The sequence below is a fragment of the Enterococcus sp. DIV0213h genome, assembly GCF_051711285.1.
In the GTDB taxonomy this organism is placed as follows: domain Bacteria; phylum Bacillota; class Bacilli; order Lactobacillales; family Enterococcaceae; genus Enterococcus_D; species Enterococcus_D casseliflavus.
In genome coordinates this window covers 598,356-621,318 of sequence record NZ_JBIOMH010000001.1, presented here as the reverse complement: position 1 = coordinate 621,318, position 22,963 = coordinate 598,356, and the positions used below count along the sequence as shown (strand labels likewise).

Genomic DNA, 22,963 nt, shown 5'->3' with positions numbered 1-22,963 from the left:
TTTTATAGTAATCCTTTTTCCTGACAAACGGCTTGAACCTTTTGCTTCAATTCATCGAGATCGATAATACTGTCTAAAACTACGATCTCACCTAGATGCTGCGCACTATCGGCTAAATCGCCGCCAACGAAGAAAACATCCGCCATATCGGGTGCAGCACTTCCTAAATCATAATGGGACACTTCCACGCCTGAGACACCCAGTTCATTTAAAACAGAATTGATATTCATCTCCACCATAAAACTTGATCCTAATCCTGACCCACACACTGCTGCAAATTTCATTTTTCATCTTCTCCTTCTCTAATCACTTCAATTATTTGATCCGCATTGGTTGCGGAAAGTAACGCAGTTAGTTTTTCATTATTCGACAAAATTTTAGTTAAACTCGCTAACGCTTTTAGATGGAGTTCATTGTCAACCGCCGCCAAACATATAAACACGTGAATGGGGTGTTGCGGATCATCATTCAAAAGCACTGGTTCTTTGACTTTTAATAACGACATCCCGATGGCATTGACCCCATCTTCTGGACGTGCATGAGGCAAAGCGATGCCTTTTCCAATATGGATAAAAGGACCGTGATCCACCACTTTATTGATCATGGCGGTAATATACTGCTCCTCAATTTTATTGGTCTTTTTTAATGGCGCAGCAGCTGCTCGAATGGCTTCTTGCCAAGTCAGCGGCACCTCGGTAAATTGGATGGTTTCTGCTGTTAATAAATCTGATAACATCGGACGTTGGTCTTCCCTTCTATTCAATTCTCGATTGATTTTTCTTTGCAAAATTTTTCTCAGCTTTTGCTTACTGATTCCTGCTTTTAAATCAACATAGGGCAAAATCACTTCTAACACATCGTCAATGGATTGCAATCCAGTTTTTGAAGGGAAAAATGCCGCTTGTACGTTTTTAACCAGTTCATCCTTCTCAATGGGTGTCATAATCGGATTGATCACATAACAGGGTCGTTTGGTTTTGATCGGCGCACTGGAAAAAATCAGATCAATCTCTTCATTAAACCGAACATTTTCATACTCTTCGATCGAACGAGCCGGCAAAAAATGGATCTGGGGAAACAGTTCCTTTAATTCTGATTCCAAAATCAAGGATGAACTGATGCCACTGGGACAAACGACTAATGCATTCAGTTGGAAGTAATCACGTTTGGCCTTTTGTTTACTGATTTCTCCACCAAACAAAATCGTAAAATAACCGATTTCTTCATCAGGGATCGTGCCGACTAGGTCTTCTAAAGAACCCAGTGCTCGTCTCGTCAGTTCAAACAACTCATTGTATTGCAGCTTGATCTCTTCAATCAGTACATTCTCCAGTGGAAAACCGTAGCGGATTCGAAAATACGCTGGGACAAGATGATAGAATGTGTTCATCAAAAGGGTGCGATAGTCCACAAACTCGATAGCTGCCAGCCGTTCCATTTCATGAATGATCTTACTGGCACATTCCAATAAAAACTCTAATGAAGTATCTTCGATATCTCCTTGCAGAATCGTTTTCAACAGGATCGTTACATAAAGTTCTTCTGTTTTCCGATCTTTGATGTCAGGAAATTCTGCTAAAAACTGCTGACTGACTTGATGGACATGCAGCGACTGGAGCAGCGGTATTTCTGTCTCCGCTAAAGAAACAGCCGTTTCTGCCATCCGAAAGGATAGATAATTAAGAAAATAAAGCATTTCTTCGAAGCGACTCGGAACGATCACCAGATTGAAATCAGTCAGTGTTGCGGACAAACGATCTCTGATTTGAACATAGATCGTTTTATCCTGCTCATAGATTCCCTCAAATAAGAGCAAGTTCCCGTTTTTCGTATTGGATAACGTGCTGACCTTTCGAAAGGCAAGAGCGCGAATCTGATATTCCTCTCCCTCTAGATAAAAGCCATATTTTCGAGAGTACAATAGTTGAATCTTGAAAGCTGCAAGTTCCTCTCTGATCCCCTTTACATCCTTCAAAATCGTATTTTTACTGACATAGAACAGCTCTTGAAACTGATAGACGGATAAATCTTTCACTGCTGAAAAAGTCAGAAGATAAATCATGGACCGCCGCTCTTCTTCCGAAAAAAACAACGTATTCTTCTGGACATCGAAAAGAATTTCCGGCCATTTTCGTTGAATCAGTGAAGGAATCAAAACTTCTCCCTCATGAATCATGATTCGTTGATTCAACCGCTGTTCAGTGATTTGATTGATTTTGGCAATCTCCGCCAAAAATTCCTCATCCCTCCACTTCGTCAAATCAAGAAACGCCTCAACATTTGGTTCTGAAAACAGATACGTCAATTTGAAATGAATCATATTTGCTACCCCCACCTAAACTATAGCTTGCACAAAATGAAATCGCCATCATTTCTCGGTACAACTGAAACTCCGTTTTTTTTTAACGATGGACCGAAGAGGTGATTTCAAGGATTACCATACCATTTTTACATAAAAAGAGGATATGCGATGACCATTATTTGTTTTTTAACGCAAAAAAGGCGAATCAGCTTGATGATTCGCCTTTCAAAAGTGATAAGTAATAGAAACAGATGGCAAAAGTGGACTAAACTCTAGGAAAATGAAATCTAGATTGCTTATAAGAAACAGGTTCCCTTCGCATAAAGCACACCTTTTCCGCCAATGATCACCCGTTCATCTGCTAAGGTACACTCAAGAAATCCTCCTCGTGCAGAGAGTTGCTTTGCGGTCATTTGGGTCTTGTTCAATCGGCTACTCCAATAGGGGATCAGGTTCGAATGAGCCGATCCGCAAACAGGATCTTCATCAATCGTCAACTTAGGAAAGAAGGTTCGAGAAACAAAATCGACCGTTTCCCCAGGAGCTGTCACGATCACGCCGACCCCTTGCTCAAAGGTTTTTATTAAAGAAAAATTAGGTGTTAACTGTTGAATCTGGGTTTCATTATCCAATACAAAGAAAAGATCTCTTGCCAAGTAAGCCTCGTTGATTTTGGCACCGATCGCTTCTTCATATACAGGCAATATCGCCGTTTTTTCTGGGCGAATCGCTGGAAAATCCAGTGATAAAATCCCCCCTTCCTTCGTCACCCGCAGCTGTCCGCTATATTTTGTTTGGAAAACGATAGAAGTTCGTTGAGGTTCATAATAATGAAACAGCACAAACGCTGTTGCCAACGTTGCATGTCCGCAAAGATCAATTTCACGATCCGGCGTAAACCAGCGAAGGCTATAAGAGTCTGTTTCTTTTACGGCGAAGGCTGTTTCCGATAAATTGTTCTCGATCGCGATTTTCTGCATCAGATCTTCTGGCAGCCACTCTGGTAAAATAAAAACGGCCGCTGGATTTCCTTCAAAAACCTTTGTGGCAAAAGCATCTACTACGTAATACGCTAAGTTCATTTTCCTACTCCCTTTCGTTTGTTGTATACGTACTCTGCGCAATAGAGATCTTCTACTGCGAGTCCCACCGCATCAAAAACCGTGCATTCTTGTTTTGTCTCTCGTCCGTGACATTTATGAGTAACTAATTCCCCTAACGCCCCTTTGATAGCAGCAGGATGAAAGGATTGTTCTGCGATTGGAATCAGAAGATCGCCGCTTTCTTGCAGTGCTGCTTGATAATCATCCACATATACACTAGCCGAAGCCACTAAATCACTGGTGAGTTCCCGTGTTTCTGGGGTAAAGGTTCCGATCGCATTGATATGAGTGCCAGGTGAAACCATATCTTTATCCAAAAACGCCTGCTTGCTAGGTGTTAAGGTACAAATAATATCGGTCTCACGTGTCGCTTCCATCAGATGTTTACAGGCAATAACCTGCAGCTGCGGATAAGTTTTCTTGACTGATTCAACAAAGTTCGCTAGTTTTCTTTTATCTAGATCATAAACAAATACAGTGTGGATCGGACGAATAGTCAGCATCGCTTGTAGATGGGAGGAAGCTTGATGCCCCGCACCAATTAGTGACAATTTGGCCGCTTCTTTCTTTGCTAAATAATTCGTCGCTACTGCTGATACTGCTGCCGTGCGAATCCAAGTAATACTATTCGCATCCATTAACGTGAGTGGCGCCCCATTCTGACTATCAAGCAAAAGAATTTGTCCTAAATGAGTCGGCAGCTGTAACGTTCCGTTCTCTGGGAAAAAGGACATGATTTTTGCGCCATACACTCGGTTCGGACCTAAGTAAGCGGGCATTAAAGCAAAGAGATTTCCTTGCTTTTGGTCTGGCAACGGCAATACCGCTCTTTGCCATTGAGAAACAGCTTGCTGCTCAAAATCACGAAAGCAGTTTTTCATAGCCGAAATGGCTTCAGGAAATGTCAGTTCACGTAAAATCTCTTCTTCTGTTATAATCTCCATAAAAATTCCTCCTTTTTTCATTATCCTACTCTCAGCAATTCATACAATCAATGATATAATTGTATGGAATACAATTTAGGAGGTGTTCTTATGCCCATCAATTCTTATGAAGATTATGCCCTTAGTTGGCGCCCAGACAAAACGCAGCTTACCCGTCCCTTTTATCGTTCCTTGATCAAGCGCTTAGAAGAAGATATCCTCTCTGGCAAGCTCGCCAAAAATACCCGCTTACCCTCTCAAAGAGAGTTAGCAGATTTCTTAGATCTTAATTTCACTACGATTGGTCAAGCCTATAGATATGGTGTCGAGAAAGGAATTCTCTATAGCCAGATTGGCAGCGGCACTTATGTTTCTGCCAATGCATTCGACTCTATCTCTATTTCTACCAGCAATGTGGCAACGCACATCATTGATCTGGGACTCGTCAGTTCCTTTGAAGAATGCAATTCCTTGATACTGCCCACGATTCAAAAAGTCGTCAATCATTCAAATATTGTTGGGATCATGAATTATCGAGAACCTCAAGGATCCGATTATCAATTGACGACCGCCAGCAACTGGTTAAGGACGCAAGGGGTCAAAGCAGACAAAGACACGACTGCGATTGTTTCTGGTGTACAAAACGGCTTAGCGATTGCCTTGGCAGCTTTATTTTCTCCAGGAGATCGGATCGCAGTTGATCGTTACACGTACTCAAATTTTATTGAGTTGGCACACCTCTTCCATTTAGAAATTGTTCCTATCGATTACGATCAGGAAGGAATGCGTCCGGAAGTACTTGCACAAGAATGCCGCAAGAAAAAAATACACGGACTCTTCGTGATGCCTTCTTGCAATAATCCGATTGGTTTTCAAATCACCGAGTCCAGACGAAAAGCACTCGCAACAATTATCGAAGAAGAATCATTGTGGGTGATCGAAGATGATATTCATTCTTTTTTAACGACGTATCAACAAAATAAAGTGATCGCTCCCTTTCAAGCGCTGCTCCCTCAACAAGTCATTTATCTGGCTGGAATGACCAAATTTATCTGTTCGGGACTGCGGATCGCTTATCTTGTTTTTCCAGAAGCGGTCCGAGGGAAAATCGAACAGGCCATTTTCACGATCAATGTAAAAACCTCACCTTTGGAGGCAGAGATCGTTACCGAGGTTTTGAACAGTGAAGTGGCGCAAACCATTCTTCATCAAAAATTTGCTCTTACGAAACAAGCGAATGCACTTTTTGACGTGATCTTTGACTGCCAATCAAAACCAGCAGTCTATCCCTATTATCGTCATTTACCGATTCGCTCAGATGTTGCTCAATTCGATATTGAACAAGACTACTTGGCAAAAGGCGTGCGCATCTATCATTCCAATCGTTTTACGACCCAAAAGCAAATGGACCCATTTATTCGATTGTCCCTGTCATCGAATCATTTAGAGGTATTAGAAAAAGGATTGCGTATTGTAAAGGACTCCTTAAAGACCTATCAGTAGCTGTCTAAAAAATCAGCAATCCGTTGAACAGATTTTGCAATTTTGTTACACGCTCCATATAAAAAGGAGTTGCGTCACCAACTCCTCTTTCGCACCTTTTAAGAAGGCAACAGTTTATTATTATTTAAAAAATAACCGTTTTCCTGCTAAAGTTGACGGTTATTTTTTTTTGTCATCTTTCACTGCGGCTAGGATACCAAAGATCAGCATGGCGGTAAATGTACCAAAACTGATCATTAGCCCGATTGCTTCCGCTGTGGACAAAAAGGCTTCTCCTTTCTGAAGAGTTAGTACTTACATTCATAAGCACCACCACCTTTCAAAGATAGCCACCGTCACAAACTTTACTGCAGTCAAATGGTCCCATACTTCCATCAATAAAACTTTCAAATGCCAAGGATTTATCATTATTTTTTCACGGCGCATGGTCCATCTGCTGTGATTCATTCCATAAATTCGTCAAAATAACCCGCTGTTCTCTCTTCAAGCCTGATCCACTCTTTTCCGACCTTCTCCAGCCCCTTTTCTCAGTCCCAACCAAGTGTCTTCCATCAAGAAAAATAGTCAAAAGTCAATATCATTCTATTCACCAAAAACCACTTTTGTTATAGTAACAAAAAGGAGAATGCAGATGAGAAATGAACGAAAAATCATTCAAGATAGCACCCTTGGTGTAGAAGCTTTATTATTTAACAGCATCCAGCAGGAGTTTCCTAACCATTGGCACGAATATTATGTGATTGGCTTGATGGAAGCTGGGACGCGTCAATTCACCTGTCAAAATACCTGCTATATCGTTGAAGCAGGCGACTTGATTTTGATTCCGCCAAAGGCTGCCCACCGCTGCCAGCAACTCACGGAGGAGAAGCTGGTTTACCGTAATATCCACTTAACCCCGGAGAACATGGCGGTACAAGTACAAAAAATTTTTAACACTCAATTGACGCCCCACTTTCCTGAACCGGTCATTCGCCAAGTGAAAGAAAAAGAGGAATTTCATGCAGTGCACCAGCTGTTGCTGTCGGATCACGGTGATGAGTTTGAAAAGCAAGAACGCTTTACTTGTCTGCTTCACGACCTGCTTGTTCAGTATGCGGATTTCACCCACGAACAAACGGACCCGGTGTCAAATAAAGCCGCAGCGGCAAAAGCCTATATCGATCAACATTATGCCGAAAAATTGTCCTTGAGTGAATTAAGTGACGTTCTTGGAATGAATCAGTACGTCTTGATTCGGCAGTTTACCAAAGCGTATGGGCTGTCGCCGTTTCAATATTTAAGTACGGTGCGCATCGGTGCTGCCAAGAAAAGACTAGAAGCACAAGAAGCAATTGCAGAAGTCGCTTTTCTGACAGGTTTTAGTGACCAAAGTCATTTTACCCGTATCTTTAAAAGCTTGATTGGGGTCACCCCGAAAGCTTACCAAACAATTTACCAAGAAGATGGAGTGAGAACGTATGAATAACCAAGAAAAATGTGTCATGATTATCGATGAACAATTACCGATTGGCTTAGTTGCAAATACTGCAGCAATTTTAGGCGCAACCTTAGGCAAATTGTTTCCCGAAGGAATCGGAGAAGATATTTACGATTCGACGGGCAGAAAACACCTTGGCATTGTCAACTTCCCCATTCCTATCTTAAAAACGAACAAGGAACAGTTGCAGACCATTCGTGAATCGATCAGTCAACAAGCGGATCCAGAAGTAACTATCATTGATTTTTCCGACGTTGCTCAGACCACCAATTCTTACGAGCAATACCGTCAGACGCTTGAGACAATTCCCACAGAAACACTGGCTTATTTTGGTCTTTGTTTAAAAGGCAAGAAAAAGAGTATCAATAAAGTCGCTGGCAGCTTGCCGTTGTATCGGTAAACTCTTGCTAATAGGCCCATTGATTCAACTGGTCTTAAATTTTATAAAATTCTGCCATCCATTAGAATAAAATGAATCCCACGATTTCTGAACTTTTTACTCCTGTGACTGATTGAAAAAAAGAGAATCTGCAGTCTGAAACAGACTCGATTCTCTTTTTATTGAATCAGACACGCTCGCGTTAGGAACCAGAAAAGGTGGCTTGCTCTTTCATTTTTTGATCAATCGATGAAATGCGGCTTTCAGATTTTCCAGTTTATTTGCTGTCTCTACCTTGCTTTTCCCATGAACCGAATAATAAATCTTAAATTTAGGTTCCGTTCCAGATGGTCTGAGACAAAGCCAAGAGCCATCTTTAAAAATATATTTTAAGACATTAGAAGATGGCAATGTCAGCAAGCTTTTTTGATCGTCTGAAATCCAGCGTTCTGAACTAAGGTAATCTTCTTTGCATAGTAATTCAAATCCGTCTAATTGAATAAACCCCTGAGACCTTAAATCATCTAATTGCCAATTCATTTGTATCAGTCCGTCTTTTCCTGGAAACATTTGAGTTTCTAAACATTCCGCATAATAACCATATTGTTCATAAATGTCATTCAATCGGTCTATCAGATCGATACCATCAAAAAAACAACTTAACGCAGTTTCAGCTAATAAAATAGCAGCTTGAATCGCATCTTTGTCTCTTACAAAAGTGGCGGCAAGATAGCCAAAACTTTCTTCATACCCAAAAAGAAAGTGCTTATCTTCCTTTGCTTCTGACAACTGGATTTGTTCCCCAATAAACTTAAACCCCGTCAGCGTGTTTCTTGTCTCGATCCCATGAGCAGCTGCAATTTTTTCTCCTAAATCAGATGTCACAATCGTTTTGGCAATGAAAAAATCTTTTAACCTTTCGTGCTCTTTAGTGGATCGAATGATATAATCGAGTATCAAAACCCCAATTTGGTTTCCATTCAAAAAGATCGGTTCCCCATTTTTAATCACCACAGCACCCAAACGATCCGCATCAGGATCCGTTGCGAGTATAAGCTGTGCTGGTCTGACTGCAGCCTCATCTAATGCCAAAGCAAATGCCTGCTCATCTTCTGGATTTGGTGACATGACTGTTGAAAAATCTGGATCTGGCACCGCCTGCTCTTTTATGACTCGGAGATTGGTAAAGCCTAATTTTTGGAACGCCTTTTGTACGAGAATATTTCCCGAACCATGCAGCGGACTGTAAACAATTGATACATTTGAACCAAAACGGCTGGTTTGTACTGGGTTTTGACTAACAAGAGCCAATTTTTCTAAGTAAAGCGTATCAACTTCTTCCCCAAAAAGATTAATTATTTTATTGTTTACATAAGCCGACAACGGTTCAGCTTCAATGGCAAGTTCATTTTGTATTTCATTCAAAATTGTCAGCAACCGTTCTGCAGCTGCAAGAGTAATTTGACCTCCGTCTGATCCATAGACTTTGAATCCATTGTACTCTTTCGGATTGTGACTCGCTGTGATCATAACACCCGCAAAGGCATGGTAATGACGCACGAGAAAGGATAGTTGAGGAGTGGGGCGCAACTGATCGGACAAATAAACCTTTACCCCTTGGCTAGCAAGTACACGCGCTGTCCATTTTGCAAATCGTTGCGAACCGTGACGATTATCATAAGAAATCACCACACCTTGCTGAGAAGCTCCAGCTTCACTGATGTACTGTGCTAAACCAAGAGCGACTCGTTTAATTGTATAATCATTGATGCGATTGATTCCGACCCCTAATTCTCCACGCATCCCGCCTGTTCCAAAAGATAGATATTTATAAAAACGTTCTTCCAATTCGGCTGGGTCAGACAGAGTCTTTAACTGATCTTTCATTCCCGAATCCAAATGTTCACAGGATTGCCATTCCCTAAGTTTTTGCTGCCAATTCATTAGCTTTCCTCTTTTACTTGTTTCATAATATCTGTAATTGAAAAAGTACAGCCAGCCATTGATGTATCGGCGACACCGTAATACATAGTTAATTGATCACGAACGGCTATTCCTCCGCAACCAAAAACAACATCACCAAAAAAGCCGTTTTTCTCATAGTTCGCTTCTGGTTCCATGATTGGTTGTTTGCTTCTTGCAATCACCTTAGTTGGATCGTTTAAATCAAGAAGCGCTGCGCCCATGCAATAACGGTGCTCCGGCGTGGCTCCGTGATAAAGAACCAGCCAGCCTTCATCGGTTTTAATCGGAACCAAGCCACCGCCAATACGACCGCTGTCCCAACTATTTTCGCGAACACCTAGAAGATGATGATGATTCCCCCAACTCACCAAGTCTGGCGAAGAGGCTATCCATATATCATAATTACCAATACTCTTTAATGAAGGTCGATGCAGCGCATAATACTGGTTGTTGATTTTTTCTGGGAAAATCAGCACATCTTTATTCTCTGGCGCGAAAATATTTCCTAAATCACAATAAGACTGAAAGTCTTTCGTAGATACTAGGGAGTCGCAGACACCGACGGGCGAAACAGAACTGAAATTGATATAGTAAGTATCACCGATTTGGGTGCATCGAGCATCTTCAATCCCGAATGTTTGATAGTCATTAAATGGATACAAGAATGCCTGATCATCTACAGTAAAATGATGGCCATCTTTACTGCGAGCGATTCGAATATAGGATAAAGAGGTTAAATAAACAAAACTATCTAATTTATTTTTTTTTCGAATCATCCGAGGATCTTCAAAATCATATTCTTCATCATCGCGCTGAAAAGCCAAAACTTCCATTGATTGTGTCTTCGGGTCAAACACTGGAGCCTTGATTACATTCGGATCCTCCGAAATTGGACGTTCCGCTACCCGTAACAACAACAGAATTTCATCTTTGTATTTTGCAACACCACCGTTAAATGCGCCGATAACTTCATATCCGTCATGCAGCGGTTTCACATCAGCTGGCGTAATTAATGGATTTTCATCAAAACGTTCTATTTTCATCTAATTAACCTCTATCTAAATGGATTTTCTATTTTAAGTTTCTGAGCGCCTGCATCACTGATGCCTGCATATAACACAGCATCTTTTCCAACAAAGTGAAGACCACCGCTAAAGACGACATCTTCTAAATCAGGTCGTTTCATCGGACCTGATGCAAAATCTTTTCTTTCTGCAATGATTTTGGCTTCAACCATTGCAGGTGTTTCCCAGTCCAAACAAAAGCGCATAGCATAATAATGACGATTCCCTTGGTCATCAAAAGCAGCGATATGTCCTAAAACCCAAACTCTGCCATCGATTTCGTAAATCTCATTGCCTCCTCCCCATTCACTGTCACAGAATTGATTCGACAATAGTGGGGCATCATCAATAATTTCAATGGTAAGCTCATCAAGATCATTAACCATCGTTACACCTATTTTTCCGCGTCCGCCCTTTTTGCCTTGCGGACGAGTCAAGATCAGAATGTTTCCTGAAGATAACTGTTTCAAACGCAGATCCTTCATTCCCCATGGTCCTTCAAAAAGTTTCTTAGCAAAGGAACAATCGTTTAATTGGTAAAATACAGTACGCCAACTCGCTTCTCCATTTTCAAAGAAAATGACTTCAACTCCTCCAAGAATTACTTTCCCATTAATTCGGGTATAGAATGGATCTTGCAACGGCAAATCTATTCCGTCAGCAATTTTGACCCATTGATCAGCTTCCGATTCCTCAAATAAATTTACTGAAGATACTTCGCTGTCTCTTGACTCCACACGCCCAGCAATTACTTTTTTTCCAGATAATTCAAATGGAGCCGTAATATTATAGACGTCTCTATTTCCAACACCGGAAAACTTTAAGACCGAAGCCTCTTTTGCTTCTTTCGACTGTTTCTTACGATACTCATTTAATAATGTTTTGATATGAATCATAGATGCTCCTTTCCTATCCAACAAGCTTTCGGTGGAACTTGGACCAAGTTTCCATCAGTACTCAACATCCCCCTGCCAAAAAGAGTGATCATCTTCACTTGTAACGGATGCTGCACTTTTCTTTTTCCAAAATTCAGAATGATATGCAAGTTTTCTGTCCGATAACTCAAACATGTTTCTTGCAGCTCGATCATTTTAATCGTCTGAAAAGGTCCTTCTGCTTTTCTCAATTGAATCAATTGCTTGTATAGTGTAAGAATATGATCTGCTTCAGGATTTCTTGGCCCGATTCCGATCCAACCAGCGTTTTGATCATTGTTCCATGCAATCATCCCTCTTGAACGGTCCCGATTCACTTGATAGGCCTCCAAGAGTGCTTGATCTTCACTCATAGAAAGCAATGTTTCCCGGTATTTATTTTTTGCTTGAATATCTCTGATATCCTCAAAAGATTGTGCTTCATAGTCGGCTGCCCCTTGCTCTTCCCCTTGAAACAAGAAAGAAATCCCCCTGTTGATCAGTACAAAAACAGCGAACAATTGGTAAAGAGAATAGTCGTTATTCGCTAATCGATTCCACGAACGACTCATATCATGGCTATTAAAGAAAAGTGTCGGTATCTTGTTTTGTTTACTCATCTCTTGGAATTCTTTTGTCAGTTTTTGAAGATCTAGATGCTTCATACTGCCCAAATTAAAATGAAATGCCGTGTCAAAGTGTGCCTCATCTGTATAGCTGTTGATCAGCGACAGATGATCCGAACTAATTTCTGCTACCGTGAACACTTCTGGATTTTGCTCTTTGATCCACTCGTTCAGCTCTTTTAAAGTCTCCATGATCCCTGATTGGTTCACATCGTAACGGTGTATTTGTCTGCCGTCTTCTCCGATTGGATTATCGCTAAATTGATCGTTCACGGTAAGATTGTTTATTACATCAAATCGAAACCCGTCTACACCTCGTTCTAACCAAAACTGTATTACTTGGAGAATAGCCTGTTTTACCTCTTTATTCTGCCAGTTTAAATCAGCTTGCTCCTCAGCAAAACTATGGTAATAATATTGCTTTGTAATCTCATCAAATGACCATGCTGACCCGCCAAAGAAACTTTCCCAGTTATTAGGAGAATCACGCCAAATGTACCAATCTCGTTTCAAGCTTTCCTTACTGGAACCAGCCTCGATAAACCAAGGATGATTCGTTGATGTATGGTTGAAGACAACATCAATGATTATTTTGATTTTTAGTTGATGTGCGTCTTCAATCAAACGAATCAGCTGCTCCAGTGATCCATATTGCGGATCAACCGCACAATAATCCGAAACGTCATAGCCGTTGTCTACTTTTGGTGAAGGATAAAAGGGAGTCAACCAAATTGCATCAATGCCGACTGCTTTTAAATAAGACAATCTAGATCGAATCCCCTCAATATCCCCAATTCCATCCCCATCGCTGTCTGCAAAAGAAGGAATATAAATTTCATAAAACACTGCATTTTCCCACCACATATACTTAACCTCTTATTTTAATGTAAATTGCATGCCGTCTTGGAATCGCTTTGAAAAAATCAAAAACAAGACAATCAACGGCAGTGTCAACAATACAGACGCAGCGTACATAGGTCCGGGATAAGTCCCATAAGGACCAAACATTTGTGAAATCAATACATTCAAAGTCACTGTATTGTCGCTTTTTGAAACAATCATATCCCAAAGTAAATTTGTCCAGCGATCTGTGAAAAGAAATAAGAAAATTACCGTGGTAATCGATTTTGACATCGGTAAAACAACCTTAAACAATACTTGAAGTTCTGTAGCGCCATCTAATTTAGCTGCTTCAATGAGCGTGTCAGGAATCGCTTTGAAAAAATTTGTGTACATAAAAATCGCCCATAAACTGATCGCTGTTGGAATGATCATCCCGGCATAAGAATCGAGAAATCCAGCTCTAGTCACCATCAAAAACTGTGGGATCAATAGGATGATGGCTGGAAAGAACATTTGAAAAAGGATAAAATTATTGACTAATTTTTTTCCTCTAAACTCGATTTTCGCTAAAGCATAGCCTACCATTAGAGCAAATACCATCATTAAAAACGTTGCAATCGAAGCAACGATCGTTGTATTGACAAATGCTCCGATCCAAGGTACGTCGGCTGATGTAGGTGATCCGCCAAATAACCATGTCCAAGAACGCAAACTATATGTTGTGGGGATAATTTTGCGATCTACTTGGTCCCACGCAGCAAATGAATGCAGCACTAAATAAACGAAAGGAAACGTCATAATCAGCATGACCGCTGTCGTTGCTAAATAAAGCAAACTGTTTTTTCCTTTTGTACGTTTATGACCACCCATTTTTTTCACCCCATTTTTCTAATAACTTACGAATCACACCGATTGATGCAAAGGTCACAACCGAAGCCATGAGAGCAACGGCAGATGCGTACCCTGACTTAAGATTAACGAATGCCTGATTGTAAATTTCCATTTGCCAAGTGTTTGTAGCAAAGTTTGGTCCTCCTCCAGTCAGCTGATACACTTCTGTAAAAATCCCAAAACTAATCCCTACAGCCAATACGGTGACGGTAAAAAACGCTGGATAAAGCATCGGGAAGGTAATTTTCCAAAACCTAGTCCATCGGCTTGCACCATCAATTGCAGCTGCTTCATAAATTTCTTTGTTGATATTTCCTAACCCGGATATCAATATCAAGGCATAGTATCCAGACATTTTCCACGCAATCATCAGTGATACGATCATTATCGCTGTATGCGGATTTCCCAGCCAATCAATATCCCAGCCTAATTTTGTGCGTAAAAAGGTATTAAAAGGCCCGTTATAAGATAGCAGCCCCTTTACTATTAAGGAAGTAACGACTCCGCTTGATAGATAAGGAAGGAAAAACGCAACCATGTACAATCCTTTTAACTTTGGCAAGCTGTTGACCAGCAGAGCGATACCCATAGACAAGATCAGCGCCATAGGGACAAATATAACTAGAAACTTATAGGTCACGACAAATGCAGATTGAATTGCAGGACTTTTAAAGGCGTCGATAAAATTTTGGAAACCAACAAATTCAACTGTAGGCGAGATCATATTCCAACTCGTTAGAGCAAGCCAAAAGGACCAGAGTAATGGAAGCAGGAAAAAAATCAAAGTAAAAATCAGGTATGGGCTGGTAAACGACCAGCCCAATTTTGTGTTCTTGCTCATTATTGAAGCGCCCCTTCAACAGCCGTCCTCGCATCGGTTACAGCTGTTTTTGCATCTTTTTCACCTCGTACCACTGGCACCCATGCTTGTTCTCCAAAAACTTGCTGAATATCATTGTATTTCTCATTATCCATTGCCGGAACTGCATAAGGTACGTTTTCTGCGTAAACTTTCATTGCTGGATTTTCTTCAAAATATGCTTTGAAAGTATCATTTTCTGTTGCATCATCCCTTGCTGGAATCAGCGACGTCATCTCTAACAATTTCATATCGTTGTTTTCATCGGAATATACAAATGATAAAAACTTCATAGCTGCCTCCTGTTCTTCTTCAGTGGCTTGAGCATACATGACAATTCCTTTCGCGTCCGCATAGGTCGAAACATGTTCAGTATCAGCTAAGGCATCTGGGACAACAGGTGCAGTTACCGTATAATTTTCACCAAATTTCAGTTCAGGATACTTTTCTTCCCAATTAGGGAACGTCCAAGGACCTAAATCAGTCATAATACTATCCCCGTTTTCAAAGGGATCAGTGGCTTCGCCCGTCCGTAAAACGTTCTCATCTGCTAATGTACTCATCAGTTCGAATACATTATTCATTGCTGTTTCATCTGCAGAAAACTTGTTGTTTTCGACAAATCCTGCCCCCTCACTTGCCGCATTATATAGAGGGAAGAAGTCAAACCAGCGCATCCATGCTGTTGGATCGGTCAAATCTTTTTTCGCCCAAAGTGCTTTATCCGTATCTTTTACTTTGTCCACCACTTGTAATAATTCAGTGTAAGTTTTTGGCACCTCATTGATTCCAAGTTCATTTAAAATGTCTAAACGCCAGCCAAAGAGAATTGGATTAGAGTATACGGGCAGAACATACTGACTATCATCTGAGAATTTCCAACTATCAATCGTTTGTTTCATGTTGCGGTCTTCCACGATCGTATCGAAAGAGGCTTGCTGTTCAAGTGGAAGAATTGCTTCACTAGCAGCTAACTGAGCCGCAAAACTTCGATTGATGTTTTCAGACAAAGTTGGTGCAGTGTTGGAAGCAATCGCACTTTGAATCGTCGCTTCTGAAGAGGGACTTTCCTTCATTTGAGTTACTTCAACTGTAATGTCCTCATTTTGCTTTTCAAATTCATCGGCCATTTCTTGCCAATACTTCAACTGAGTTGGATTTGGAGCGGCCCAAAATGTAATGTTGGTCTTTTCATCATTTGCAGCTGAATCTTCTGAATTGCCTCCACATGCAGAAAGTAATGTTGTTCCCACTAAAATTGCCGTTGCACCAAAAAGAATTTTTTTCATTTTCATGAGGTTTCCTCCTATTAGTAACCGTTTTCTTTTTTACAAAAGAATCATATCATCCGTAATTAAAATTGTCAACATTACGTAAGTATAATTACGAATTACTTTTTGTAATTATTTTTATGCAATATGTAAATAGTGTGCTATAATCGATATAAACACAAAATGAATTTAGGTGAGTATATGAAAAAAGCTTCCATGCAAGATATCGCAGATGCACTTGGTATATCTAAAAATTCTGTTTCTCAAGCATTGCGCAATATGCCTGGTGTAAGTCAACAAACAAGAATGTTAGTGAAAAACAAAGCTGATGAACTTGGCTATCACTACAAAAAAGCTTCCTCATTATCAGAAGATAAACGGTTTCTTTTAATGGCTACCGAATTTGCCTTCTCTCAGATCAGCTTTTTCGGGGAAATCATTAAAAGCATTGAAACCGCTGCCCACAATGCTGGATACCAAATAGAGCGTCATACAATTACAGAAAAAGAACTGCAAACCTCTGTGCCGCCAGATGTGAATGAATATAATGGAATCTTCATTCTTTCACACAGCAAAAACGCTTTAATAAAAAGGATGATTCAAACTGGAATTCCAGTCGTGCTGGTCGATCATCACCATCCAGACTTAATGGCCGATGCAATTTTATCTAAAAATACAGACGGCACATTTCAAGCTATATCGCTTTTGATTCAAAATGGTCTTACACGGATTGGATTCATCGGCGATATTGACTTTTCGCCAAGCTATCTTGAGCGATATAGAGGCTATCATCGAGCATTATGTGAAAATGAAATATCATTAGACTCCGCTATCGAAATAACGCAAATCGAAGAGTCGCAAGGTGCTTTATTTGAACGACTTAAAAAAATTGAACAAATGCCTGAAGCTTGGTTTTGTGTAAATTCAGGCTTGGCATTTATGTTGAACAGTTATCTGCAATCTGCTGGGTTCATCATTCCTGACGATATCAGTATTCTCTGTTTTGATGAAACTGAGTTTACACGAATGGCAGTCCCGCAGATTACAAATATTGCAACTAACCTTGACTATATGGGAAAACTGGCAGTAAAAACCCTCTTGAATCGTATTAATGCTCCTGAAGAACCGCTTACCCATTATCAAATTGTCCCGCAGTTAAACATACATGATTCTGTGAAGCTAAAAAAGAGTGAGATAACGATAAAAAGGCGTTGAATCAATTGATTCAACGCCTTTTCCTACCTTATTTGCAAAGCTTCGATCATATGGAGAAAATCTTATTTTTGATAAATATTCAGCCCCACTTCAGTATCTTCTACACAACTGTTCGCTGGTGCTTTAACAATCAGAAAAAGAAAGTAAAAGTCTCCCACACAAGAAGCGGCATGTGCGGCAGCAATCAAGGTAAAAGAGATGCCGTCAACCAGCCAAATAAATAAAATAGAAAGAGACCCACAGAAATGCCAAGGAATGGCGCCAATAAAATGATGGCAAATTTCCCTTTTGAATAAAAGGAATGGGGACTCGTGGCATATGCTACGCCATTTTTGAACCCAAACTTTACCTTCCCTTTAGGGTCAAAAAGCTTGAAGAAGGCACCATGGATCAATTCATGAATAATGATGAGAATAAAATATGCAACCATTAAGATCAAAAGATCGAAAATAAACGAAGTTTCAGCATTTGACCCATGACCACCTAAGACAAAGAGTGTAAAGAACACATAGAAAAAAATAAAACTAGGAATCGCCGCGAGATTCAATCTCTTTATTGTTTTTTTATCATCCATCAAATTGATTTGTTTGAGTAATTTCATCGCTGTTCTCCTCTTCTTCTTGTCATTCTTCTTAGTACATGATTTCTATGAATTCCCTTTACCTAACCAATAAGAGCAGCAAACACAAAACCAGTGCAGTTAAAACGAAGAGGAAATTGATCATCTCTGGCGCACTTTCAAACCTTCTCTTTAATGGCGGAGGACGAAAACTTGGATTCATGCTTTTCGTTTGGTAGTCCACGCTGCTTGATAAAAAGCTGTCGGAAGGGATCATAAACACTAAAAGAACGCCATAAATAATGGAGGCAGGAATCAGGAGTGAGCATTTGGCTAGGTAGCCAATCAGTAGACTCACGATCAAAGGAATAGCTACGTACAAAACACTTTGGTACAGTATTCGCCGAATTGGTTTCATGGGGAAGTCTCCTTAGTCAGTAATCGTTACGCACAGGTACAAAATAATTTTATTTACTTATCAAATAAATATACCATTGCTTTTAAAGACTGTAAACACGCCAGAAAACCAAGTCGATGCTGCCAAGCGCGACTGCCCAATGCTTGGTGCAAAAAAAGAAGTGGTTTCTTCCCACTTCTTAAAAAGCACTCTACTTGTTTTTTCCCTTCAATTAACCTCTCAAGATAATCGGTAAACCGTTATACTTACCAGATTGCTTCCTCTCTTCCTTTTGAAAAAGCTACGACGCTGGACAAAGAAGCCTGCGAACCTTGTCTCTTTATTAAAACTTCTTCTGAAAAACATTCGTCTAAAAAAATCATACGACCTTGTCTTTCCTTTTGGTTTCCTACAACACCCGATCTACTTGAGAAAAGACTGCGAAACCTTCTTTAGAAAAGCAAACGTCTCAAGAAAAAATAATCGTGCGGTTTCTGCCCTTCCTTTTGGCTTCGTACAATGCTTGATCTGCTTGGTAAAAGGTTTCTGAAATGTCTAACGCAGAGGCTGCTTCTGAAATCCCTGCCGAAAAGTAAAGGGTCAGTTGGGCGGTTTCTAATTTCAACTGTTCATTGCTTAAAAACAAATGGAATTCTTCAATAATTTTTTTCACAGCATCAGAAGTATTCTCTTTAAATAGGACTAAAAATTCTTCGCCGCCATATCGATAGACTTCGACTAAATGGGAAGGACTTTTCTGGTAGAGAAACGTCATCAGTTTTTCCGAAAAGAAGGATAGGGCTTGATTGCCGATTTGATGTCCATGGTGATCATTGATGCGCTTAAAATGATCTAAATCCATCATCACCACGACGAGCTGGTCCTTCTCAAGTAGCGCCAGCTTTGAAATATCCTCGTTCAGACTGCGGAAATTTTTCACCTTGGTCAACTCATCATAATTGCGTTCAATGATTTTTGTGTTAATTTTTTCCAGGAAATTTTTTTGATTCTGCAAATAATACTTCCATAAAGAAACGATCCCCACAGATCCAATGCCTAAAGACACTACATCCCAAACGCTAATTTCGCGGCGATAAAAAAGCAAGGCGTTGAGCATCGGCGAGACAACCGTAACGAAAATCGAAAATAGGTAAAATGCTGTGTGATTTGGTTGTCCATAAAATCTTTTCTTTAATAAGCCCGTAACGATTAAAATGATGTAATTTAATCCGATAATAAAGAGCATGGCTTCCCATTCAAATTTATTGATCAATGCAAAAAAGGTCAGCAAAATGACGGGTACTAACCCAACCAGATAGATTTTTTCTTTGAGAATGCCAAAATAATAAATAAAGATTGGAATCGTATATTCATACGCAACATAACCGATACTGTTCAAAGAAAATGATATAATAAAGTAGACTTGCGAAATAAACAAAACAATACCAATAAGAATTTTAAACGACAGGCGTAAATTCAATTCTTTGAAGTTCTTGATAAACAAATCATACGAAATGAGCAAGCTCACGACTAACACAGAATAGATCGCAGCATAAATCAGATGGACAAACACACTACTCCTTCTTTCTTTCATAGATTTTTCTTTAAAATCGTTCGCCCATGATTTTGAAAGGCTCGATTCTTTAACGATGCAGCGCACGAAATAAGCTTTTTTTCCTGCACTTCATGAAACCAAAAATAAAGCGACCCCAGAAAGGAGCAGAAACCAATGTCTGAGAAAATAGAACAAGAACTCTTATCGATATTTCCCCAATTATATTTTGATGCCCAGCCTATCTTTCAAATGAAAGCAGATAGTCAGAAAGTGATTGGCTACGAATTATTATTGAGAAGTACCGAAAGAAATAGGTTTCCCCTTTCCTTCTTCCAGCAAGTGATCAAATACAAAAAATTACATACTCGTTTACTGCAGTGGTATCGAAATGAAATTTTCAGCTTGCTTCATCCGAACGAAGAAACAAAAATCAGTCTCAATATCCACCCGCAACAACTCAGCTACCCAGAAACCTTTTTGATGTTAGCTGATTTAGCTCCGTACCATGATCGTATTTTGATTGAGATCACCGAAGACGATACAGAACCTTCTATCGCTTGTGATCCCAAGTCCTTTCTTATGAACAAAATCAACCAAATAAAAAAGATGCGCTTCTCTGTCGCATTGGATGATGTAGGGACAGGCATTCATTCACTGACAAATATTGCACCGATGCTGGATAAAATCGATGTGATCAAGTTTTCGCCTATCTCGTTGCGAGTCCTGTCCCAAAAAGAGATTTTCTTTTTGATCGACTTCTGGCGAAATATCGCCAGCAATCGTAAAATCCAATTTATTGTCGAAGGGGTCGAAACCTCGGATATCCATGAGTACCTACTTGAAGAAGAGATTTTTCTTCAACAAGGGTTTTATTTGGACAAACCTGCCCCAGCTGATCAATTAAAGCGAAAAAAATAGTCCTCGCATCGTTTATTTTTCTCATTATACGCGATCAAAAATAAACGATTATTAAAAAAATGAACAGATGCCCTTCAAATATAACACAAATAATTTTATTTGCAGAATTTTTGCTGATTCGGCATCGTTTTAACGGTGATTTTCCTGAACTCAATTCAATCATTCCAACAGAGATTTTATCCAAACAGGGGAAGAAACGATAGGAACATTGCTTTACCCAATCCATCCCACCCACAGAAATCAAAGAAAGCGAAACACTCTACAGGATACGTTCCAGTGGTGTTTCGCTTTCTTTTCATTTTAGATGTTTTTGTTCCATCTCATCTGCTGCTAACAGCTTTTGGTAATAGGCTTCATAAGAAGGACTTACTCGCCTCATAGCAGGAATAAATTTTTCATAATAACCGCTTGATTGGTAAAAATGCTTCATCCGCTCTTCGATTTGTTTTAATGGTGAATCGAGATATGCAGGACTTGCTTTAAACGCAAGGTATGCTTGGATTGTCTCTTTATTGTTTTTGACAAAGTTACTGTAATTACTAAGACTTTGTTCTTTGAACACGCGCATTTCCTCTACTTGTTCTTTCGTAAACGAAGGCGTGTGTTCTTCCAAAAAAAGCGTCAATTCTTCTGATAAAACGAACGGATCTGTAGTATCCAAAAATTCCACGATTTCTTGAAAAGCTTGTTGCTGCTCCTTTGTTTCAATTGGTTCGTCTAAATAGCAAGAAAAGTGAAATCCAATCAAACGCCCGTAGTTACTAGGAAACAATTCGAATAGCTTTGTCATGATCGTCTTTTTTTTGTCTAGGGATCCGATTTCTTCTGCCAGTTCCTCTATTGGTCTTCCATCAGCGAGCGCATCCAAAAGCTGGATGATTTCTTCTAATTTTCGGGCTGCTTGTTTTCTTTCCTGAATGATTTGTTTCAAATACTCTGGATGCGCGCAATATGCTTTGATTTCCGCAACGCTCAACCCTAGTTTTCGATATAAGCCGATCGTCTGCAACCGTATAACATCTGCTTCAGAGAAGGAACGGTAGCCATTTTCTAGAATTTTTGGGAAAAGTAAGCCTTGCTCACAATAATATAAAACAGCTTTTTTTGTCAGCTCTGCCCGTTTTGCCACTTCACTTATTCTCATTCTATTTCCCTCCTAAAACAAGAATAACCCCACCCCTAGGGGTAGAGTCAATGATTACTTAAATGAAATGGCTTATACGATTGCTTTTTGATTTTGCAGGATTGTTTGAAAAGCCTTTTGAGGCCTCTATTCCCTAAAGTTCACTCATTTTACTGTTTATCTCACATTGAAAACCAGAGAATGTTTCGCTTTTGTTCCTAGATTGTAACCACACAGTTCTTTTAGATAAAAGCGGTAATCATTTTCAACGATTCGAATGATCTCATTGTCGGAAAAATCGTCGAATCGCATCATTTCTGTGACTAAGACCAGTTTGGCGTCGATGCCCAAAATATCTGGGGTGATCGCCCAAAATGTTTCTGGTGAAATGGCTGCTACCAATTCATCAAGGAGGGCCAATTGCTTTTCAACATACGCCGCTAAATCGCCATTGGCGCGGTGTGACTCCGCAAATTTCTTTTGAAATCCATCAAGGTATTCTGTTTTTGAAGTAAATACCGTCATGCTTTTTTACTCCTTTCTTTGAGGGGAACAAGCCCCGTTATTTTCTTCCTAAAGCTCAGCTTGTTCTTCTAGATATTCATTCACTATTTTTTCTAGCTGCTGAAAAATCACCCAGGTACAGGCGTCAATGCAGAATATCCAGCAATCCTCTGACCAACTGCTTGTAATGCTCTTTTTGATCTTTTGCTCCATTTTCTGCCTTGATTGACAGACTTTGCTCAATGGCTGCTTGAGGAATCAGCAGATGGGTGTTTAAGCTTGAGATAAAGGAGACACATTCTTCTAATAATTGATACTCTTTTTGCAGGTTGCTGGGTAATTTATATTTACGTAATGGAAATAAATAGCGAGCACTGGCTTTTATTTCTTCTATACGATCGTTTTCTAGTAAGTAACGCATGGTATCGAGTTGCTTTCCTTGGTGATACGGGCAAGTATCTGCACTCAGCAGATGGGTATAGTACCCGATGTATTCACTATTTAGGATGGTTCTTTCAAACGCTTCTTTCTTGATTTTCATCTTCTTTATCCTTCTTTCAAAGCTATCACTG

General features: G+C 39.9%; 22 protein-coding genes and 1 pseudogene. 5 read left to right on the top strand and 18 right to left on the bottom strand.

Annotated features, from left to right (window positions below):
• Nucleotides 1–2 precede the first annotated feature (2 nt).
• From IGI77_RS02885 to IGI77_RS02870, 4 genes are all read right to left on the bottom strand, one after another.
• Entirely contained in the window at nt 3–284 is a 282-nt protein-coding gene (locus IGI77_RS02885; protein WP_005227537.1) for a PTS sugar transporter subunit IIB, read from the bottom strand.
• Nucleotides 281–2,320 carry a BglG family transcription antiterminator gene (locus IGI77_RS02880; RefSeq protein ID WP_438769442.1) on the bottom strand — a complete coding sequence of 680 codons (2,040 nt, stop codon included), beginning with the start codon at nt 2,318–2,320 and terminating at the stop codon, nt 281–283. Before IGI77_RS02880 ends, IGI77_RS02885 begins: the two co-directional genes overlap by 4 nt.
• A 278-nt stretch (nt 2,321–2,598) precedes the next feature.
• Nucleotides 2,599–3,384 carry a PhzF family phenazine biosynthesis protein gene (locus IGI77_RS02875; RefSeq protein ID WP_142973083.1) on the bottom strand — a complete coding sequence of 262 codons (786 nt, stop codon included), beginning with the start codon at nt 3,382–3,384 and terminating at the stop codon, nt 2,599–2,601.
• Nucleotides 3,381–4,349 (bottom strand): ornithine cyclodeaminase family protein, encoded by a 969-nt coding sequence (locus tag IGI77_RS02870; protein WP_438769441.1) that lies wholly within the window; start codon nt 4,347–4,349, stop codon nt 3,381–3,383. Before IGI77_RS02870 ends, IGI77_RS02875 begins: the two co-directional genes overlap by 4 nt.
• 90 nt (nt 4,350–4,439) lie before the next feature.
• On the opposite strand from IGI77_RS02870, the gene IGI77_RS02865 reads away from it, so the two are divergent.
• Nucleotides 4,440–5,831, top strand: coding sequence for a PLP-dependent aminotransferase family protein (locus IGI77_RS02865; RefSeq protein ID WP_438769440.1), 1,392 nt, complete (start codon nt 4,440–4,442; stop codon nt 5,829–5,831).
• A gap of 159 nt (nt 5,832–5,990) precedes the next feature.
• On the opposite strand, the gene IGI77_RS02860 is transcribed toward IGI77_RS02865, so the two are convergent.
• Nucleotides 5,991–6,095, bottom strand: coding sequence for a putative holin-like toxin (locus tag IGI77_RS02860; RefSeq protein WP_438769439.1), 105 nt, complete (start codon nt 6,093–6,095; stop codon nt 5,991–5,993).
• A 367-nt stretch (nt 6,096–6,462) separates the two neighbouring features.
• On the opposite strand from IGI77_RS02860, the gene IGI77_RS02855 reads away from it, so the two are divergent.
• The gene (locus IGI77_RS02855) at nt 6,463–7,296 is read left to right on the top strand and encodes a helix-turn-helix domain-containing protein (protein WP_438769438.1); all 834 of its coding nucleotides are present in this window, start codon (nt 6,463–6,465) and stop codon (nt 7,294–7,296) included.
• On the top strand, nt 7,289–7,708 hold the full coding sequence (locus tag IGI77_RS02850; protein ID WP_005232083.1) for a DUF2000 domain-containing protein: 420 nt from the start codon (nt 7,289–7,291) through the stop codon (nt 7,706–7,708). Before IGI77_RS02855 ends, IGI77_RS02850 begins: the two co-directional genes overlap by 8 nt.
• Before the next feature lie 210 nt (nt 7,709–7,918).
• Here IGI77_RS02850 and IGI77_RS02845 read toward each other — a convergent pair whose 3' ends face one another.
• The 7 genes from IGI77_RS02845 to IGI77_RS02815 are packed head-to-tail and all read right to left on the bottom strand — an operon-like array spanning nt 7,919 to nt 16,144.
• A complete protein-coding gene (locus IGI77_RS02845; protein WP_438769437.1) occupies nt 7,919–9,631 on the bottom strand; it encodes a phospho-sugar mutase in 1,713 nt (570 codons plus the stop codon).
• Entirely contained in the window at nt 9,631–10,695 is a 1,065-nt protein-coding gene (locus IGI77_RS02840) for a BtaManbiosPhlase (RefSeq protein ID WP_438769436.1), read from the bottom strand. The genes IGI77_RS02845 and IGI77_RS02840 overlap by 1 nt, the downstream gene beginning before the upstream one ends.
• Before the next feature lie 11 nt (nt 10,696–10,706).
• Nucleotides 10,707–11,612 (bottom strand): DUF1861 family protein, encoded by a 906-nt coding sequence (locus IGI77_RS02835; protein WP_438769435.1) that lies wholly within the window; start codon nt 11,610–11,612, stop codon nt 10,707–10,709.
• On the bottom strand, nt 11,609–13,102 hold the full coding sequence (locus IGI77_RS02830; RefSeq protein WP_438769434.1) for an alpha-amylase family glycosyl hydrolase: 1,494 nt from the start codon (nt 13,100–13,102) through the stop codon (nt 11,609–11,611). Before IGI77_RS02830 ends, IGI77_RS02835 begins: the two co-directional genes overlap by 4 nt.
• Before the next feature lie 30 nt (nt 13,103–13,132).
• A complete protein-coding gene (locus IGI77_RS02825) occupies nt 13,133–13,969 on the bottom strand; it encodes a carbohydrate ABC transporter permease (RefSeq protein ID WP_194187916.1) in 837 nt (278 codons plus the stop codon).
• On the bottom strand, nt 13,956–14,831 hold the full coding sequence (locus tag IGI77_RS02820; RefSeq protein ID WP_228100629.1) for a carbohydrate ABC transporter permease: 876 nt from the start codon (nt 14,829–14,831) through the stop codon (nt 13,956–13,958). Before IGI77_RS02820 ends, IGI77_RS02825 begins: the two co-directional genes overlap by 14 nt.
• Nucleotides 14,831–16,144 carry an ABC transporter substrate-binding protein gene (locus IGI77_RS02815; protein WP_438769433.1) on the bottom strand — a complete coding sequence of 438 codons (1,314 nt, stop codon included), beginning with the start codon at nt 16,142–16,144 and terminating at the stop codon, nt 14,831–14,833. Before IGI77_RS02815 ends, IGI77_RS02820 begins: the two co-directional genes overlap by 1 nt.
• 177 nt (nt 16,145–16,321) lie before the next feature.
• Between IGI77_RS02815 and IGI77_RS02810 the strand changes: the two genes are divergently transcribed.
• Complete coding sequence (locus IGI77_RS02810) at nt 16,322–17,335, top strand: LacI family DNA-binding transcriptional regulator (protein WP_438769431.1); 1,014 nt, start codon at nt 16,322–16,324, stop codon at nt 17,333–17,335.
• Between the two features lie 62 nt (nt 17,336–17,397).
• Here the strand turns inward: IGI77_RS02810 and IGI77_RS02805 are convergent.
• From IGI77_RS02805 to IGI77_RS02795, 3 genes and pseudogenes are all read right to left on the bottom strand, one after another.
• A pseudogene (locus IGI77_RS02805) lies at nt 17,398–17,936 on the bottom strand (DUF3267 domain-containing protein).
• Between the two features lie 58 nt (nt 17,937–17,994).
• On the bottom strand, nt 17,995–18,312 hold the full coding sequence (locus tag IGI77_RS02800) for a hypothetical protein (protein WP_015508959.1): 318 nt from the start codon (nt 18,310–18,312) through the stop codon (nt 17,995–17,997).
• 448 nt (nt 18,313–18,760) lie between these two features.
• On the bottom strand, nt 18,761–19,885 hold the full coding sequence (locus IGI77_RS02795) for a GGDEF domain-containing protein (RefSeq protein WP_228074223.1): 1,125 nt from the start codon (nt 19,883–19,885) through the stop codon (nt 18,761–18,763).
• Between the two features lie 135 nt (nt 19,886–20,020).
• Between IGI77_RS02795 and IGI77_RS02790 the strand changes: the two genes are divergently transcribed.
• Complete coding sequence (locus IGI77_RS02790) at nt 20,021–20,764, top strand: EAL domain-containing protein (protein ID WP_010748787.1); 744 nt, start codon at nt 20,021–20,023, stop codon at nt 20,762–20,764.
• Between the two features lie 295 nt (nt 20,765–21,059).
• Here the strand turns inward: IGI77_RS02790 and IGI77_RS02785 are convergent, their stop codons facing one another.
• The 3 genes from IGI77_RS02785 to IGI77_RS02775 all read right to left on the bottom strand — a co-directional run bounded on the left by IGI77_RS02785 (nt 21,060) and on the right by IGI77_RS02775 (nt 22,932).
• A complete protein-coding gene (locus IGI77_RS02785; RefSeq protein WP_438769430.1) occupies nt 21,060–21,908 on the bottom strand; it encodes a MerR family transcriptional regulator in 849 nt (282 codons plus the stop codon).
• Between the two features lie 156 nt (nt 21,909–22,064).
• Nucleotides 22,065–22,412, bottom strand: coding sequence for a DUF7006 family protein (locus IGI77_RS02780; protein ID WP_015508957.1), 348 nt, complete (start codon nt 22,410–22,412; stop codon nt 22,065–22,067).
• A 124-nt stretch (nt 22,413–22,536) separates the two neighbouring features.
• Entirely contained in the window at nt 22,537–22,932 is a 396-nt protein-coding gene (locus tag IGI77_RS02775; RefSeq protein ID WP_016609682.1) for a hypothetical protein, read from the bottom strand.
• Nucleotides 22,933–22,963: the final 31 nt, after the last annotated feature.

Excerpts from the sequence above, each read along its gene's own strand:
- IGI77_RS02885 (WP_005227537.1), bottom strand. The coding sequence starts at position 284 with ATGAAATTTGCAGCAGTGTGTGGGTCAGGATTAGGATCAAGTTTTATG.
- IGI77_RS02880 (WP_438769442.1), bottom strand. The coding sequence starts at position 2,320 with ATGATTCATTTCAAATTGACGTATCTGTTTTCAGAACCAAATGTTGAG.
- IGI77_RS02875 (WP_142973083.1), bottom strand. The coding sequence starts at position 3,384 with ATGAACTTAGCGTATTACGTAGTAGATGCTTTTGCCACAAAGGTTTTT.
- IGI77_RS02870 (WP_438769441.1), bottom strand. The coding sequence starts at position 4,349 with ATGGAGATTATAACAGAAGAAGAGATTTTACGTGAACTGACATTTCCT.
- IGI77_RS02865 (WP_438769440.1), top strand. The coding sequence starts at position 4,440 with ATGCCCATCAATTCTTATGAAGATTATGCCCTTAGTTGGCGCCCAGAC.
- IGI77_RS02855 (WP_438769438.1), top strand. The coding sequence starts at position 6,463 with ATGAGAAATGAACGAAAAATCATTCAAGATAGCACCCTTGGTGTAGAA.
- IGI77_RS02850 (WP_005232083.1), top strand. The coding sequence starts at position 7,289 with ATGAATAACCAAGAAAAATGTGTCATGATTATCGATGAACAATTACCG.
- IGI77_RS02845 (WP_438769437.1), bottom strand. The coding sequence starts at position 9,631 with ATGAATTGGCAGCAAAAACTTAGGGAATGGCAATCCTGTGAACATTTG.
- IGI77_RS02840 (WP_438769436.1), bottom strand. The coding sequence starts at position 10,695 with ATGAAAATAGAACGTTTTGATGAAAATCCATTAATTACGCCAGCTGAT.
- IGI77_RS02835 (WP_438769435.1), bottom strand. The coding sequence starts at position 11,612 with ATGATTCATATCAAAACATTATTAAATGAGTATCGTAAGAAACAGTCG.
- IGI77_RS02825 (WP_194187916.1), bottom strand. The coding sequence starts at position 13,969 with ATGGGTGGTCATAAACGTACAAAAGGAAAAAACAGTTTGCTTTATTTA.
- IGI77_RS02820 (WP_228100629.1), bottom strand. The coding sequence starts at position 14,831 with ATGAGCAAGAACACAAAATTGGGCTGGTCGTTTACCAGCCCATACCTG.
- IGI77_RS02815 (WP_438769433.1), bottom strand. The coding sequence starts at position 16,144 with ATGAAAATGAAAAAAATTCTTTTTGGTGCAACGGCAATTTTAGTGGGA.
- IGI77_RS02810 (WP_438769431.1), top strand. The coding sequence starts at position 16,322 with ATGAAAAAAGCTTCCATGCAAGATATCGCAGATGCACTTGGTATATCT.
- IGI77_RS02800 (WP_015508959.1), bottom strand. The coding sequence starts at position 18,312 with ATGAAACCAATTCGGCGAATACTGTACCAAAGTGTTTTGTACGTAGCT.
- IGI77_RS02795 (WP_228074223.1), bottom strand. The coding sequence starts at position 19,885 with ATGAAAGAAAGAAGGAGTAGTGTGTTTGTCCATCTGATTTATGCTGCG.
- IGI77_RS02790 (WP_010748787.1), top strand. The coding sequence starts at position 20,021 with ATGTCTGAGAAAATAGAACAAGAACTCTTATCGATATTTCCCCAATTA.
- IGI77_RS02785 (WP_438769430.1), bottom strand. The coding sequence starts at position 21,908 with ATGAGAATAAGTGAAGTGGCAAAACGGGCAGAGCTGACAAAAAAAGCT.
- IGI77_RS02780 (WP_015508957.1), bottom strand. The coding sequence starts at position 22,412 with ATGACGGTATTTACTTCAAAAACAGAATACCTTGATGGATTTCAAAAG.
- IGI77_RS02775 (WP_016609682.1), bottom strand. The coding sequence starts at position 22,932 with ATGAAAATCAAGAAAGAAGCGTTTGAAAGAACCATCCTAAATAGTGAA.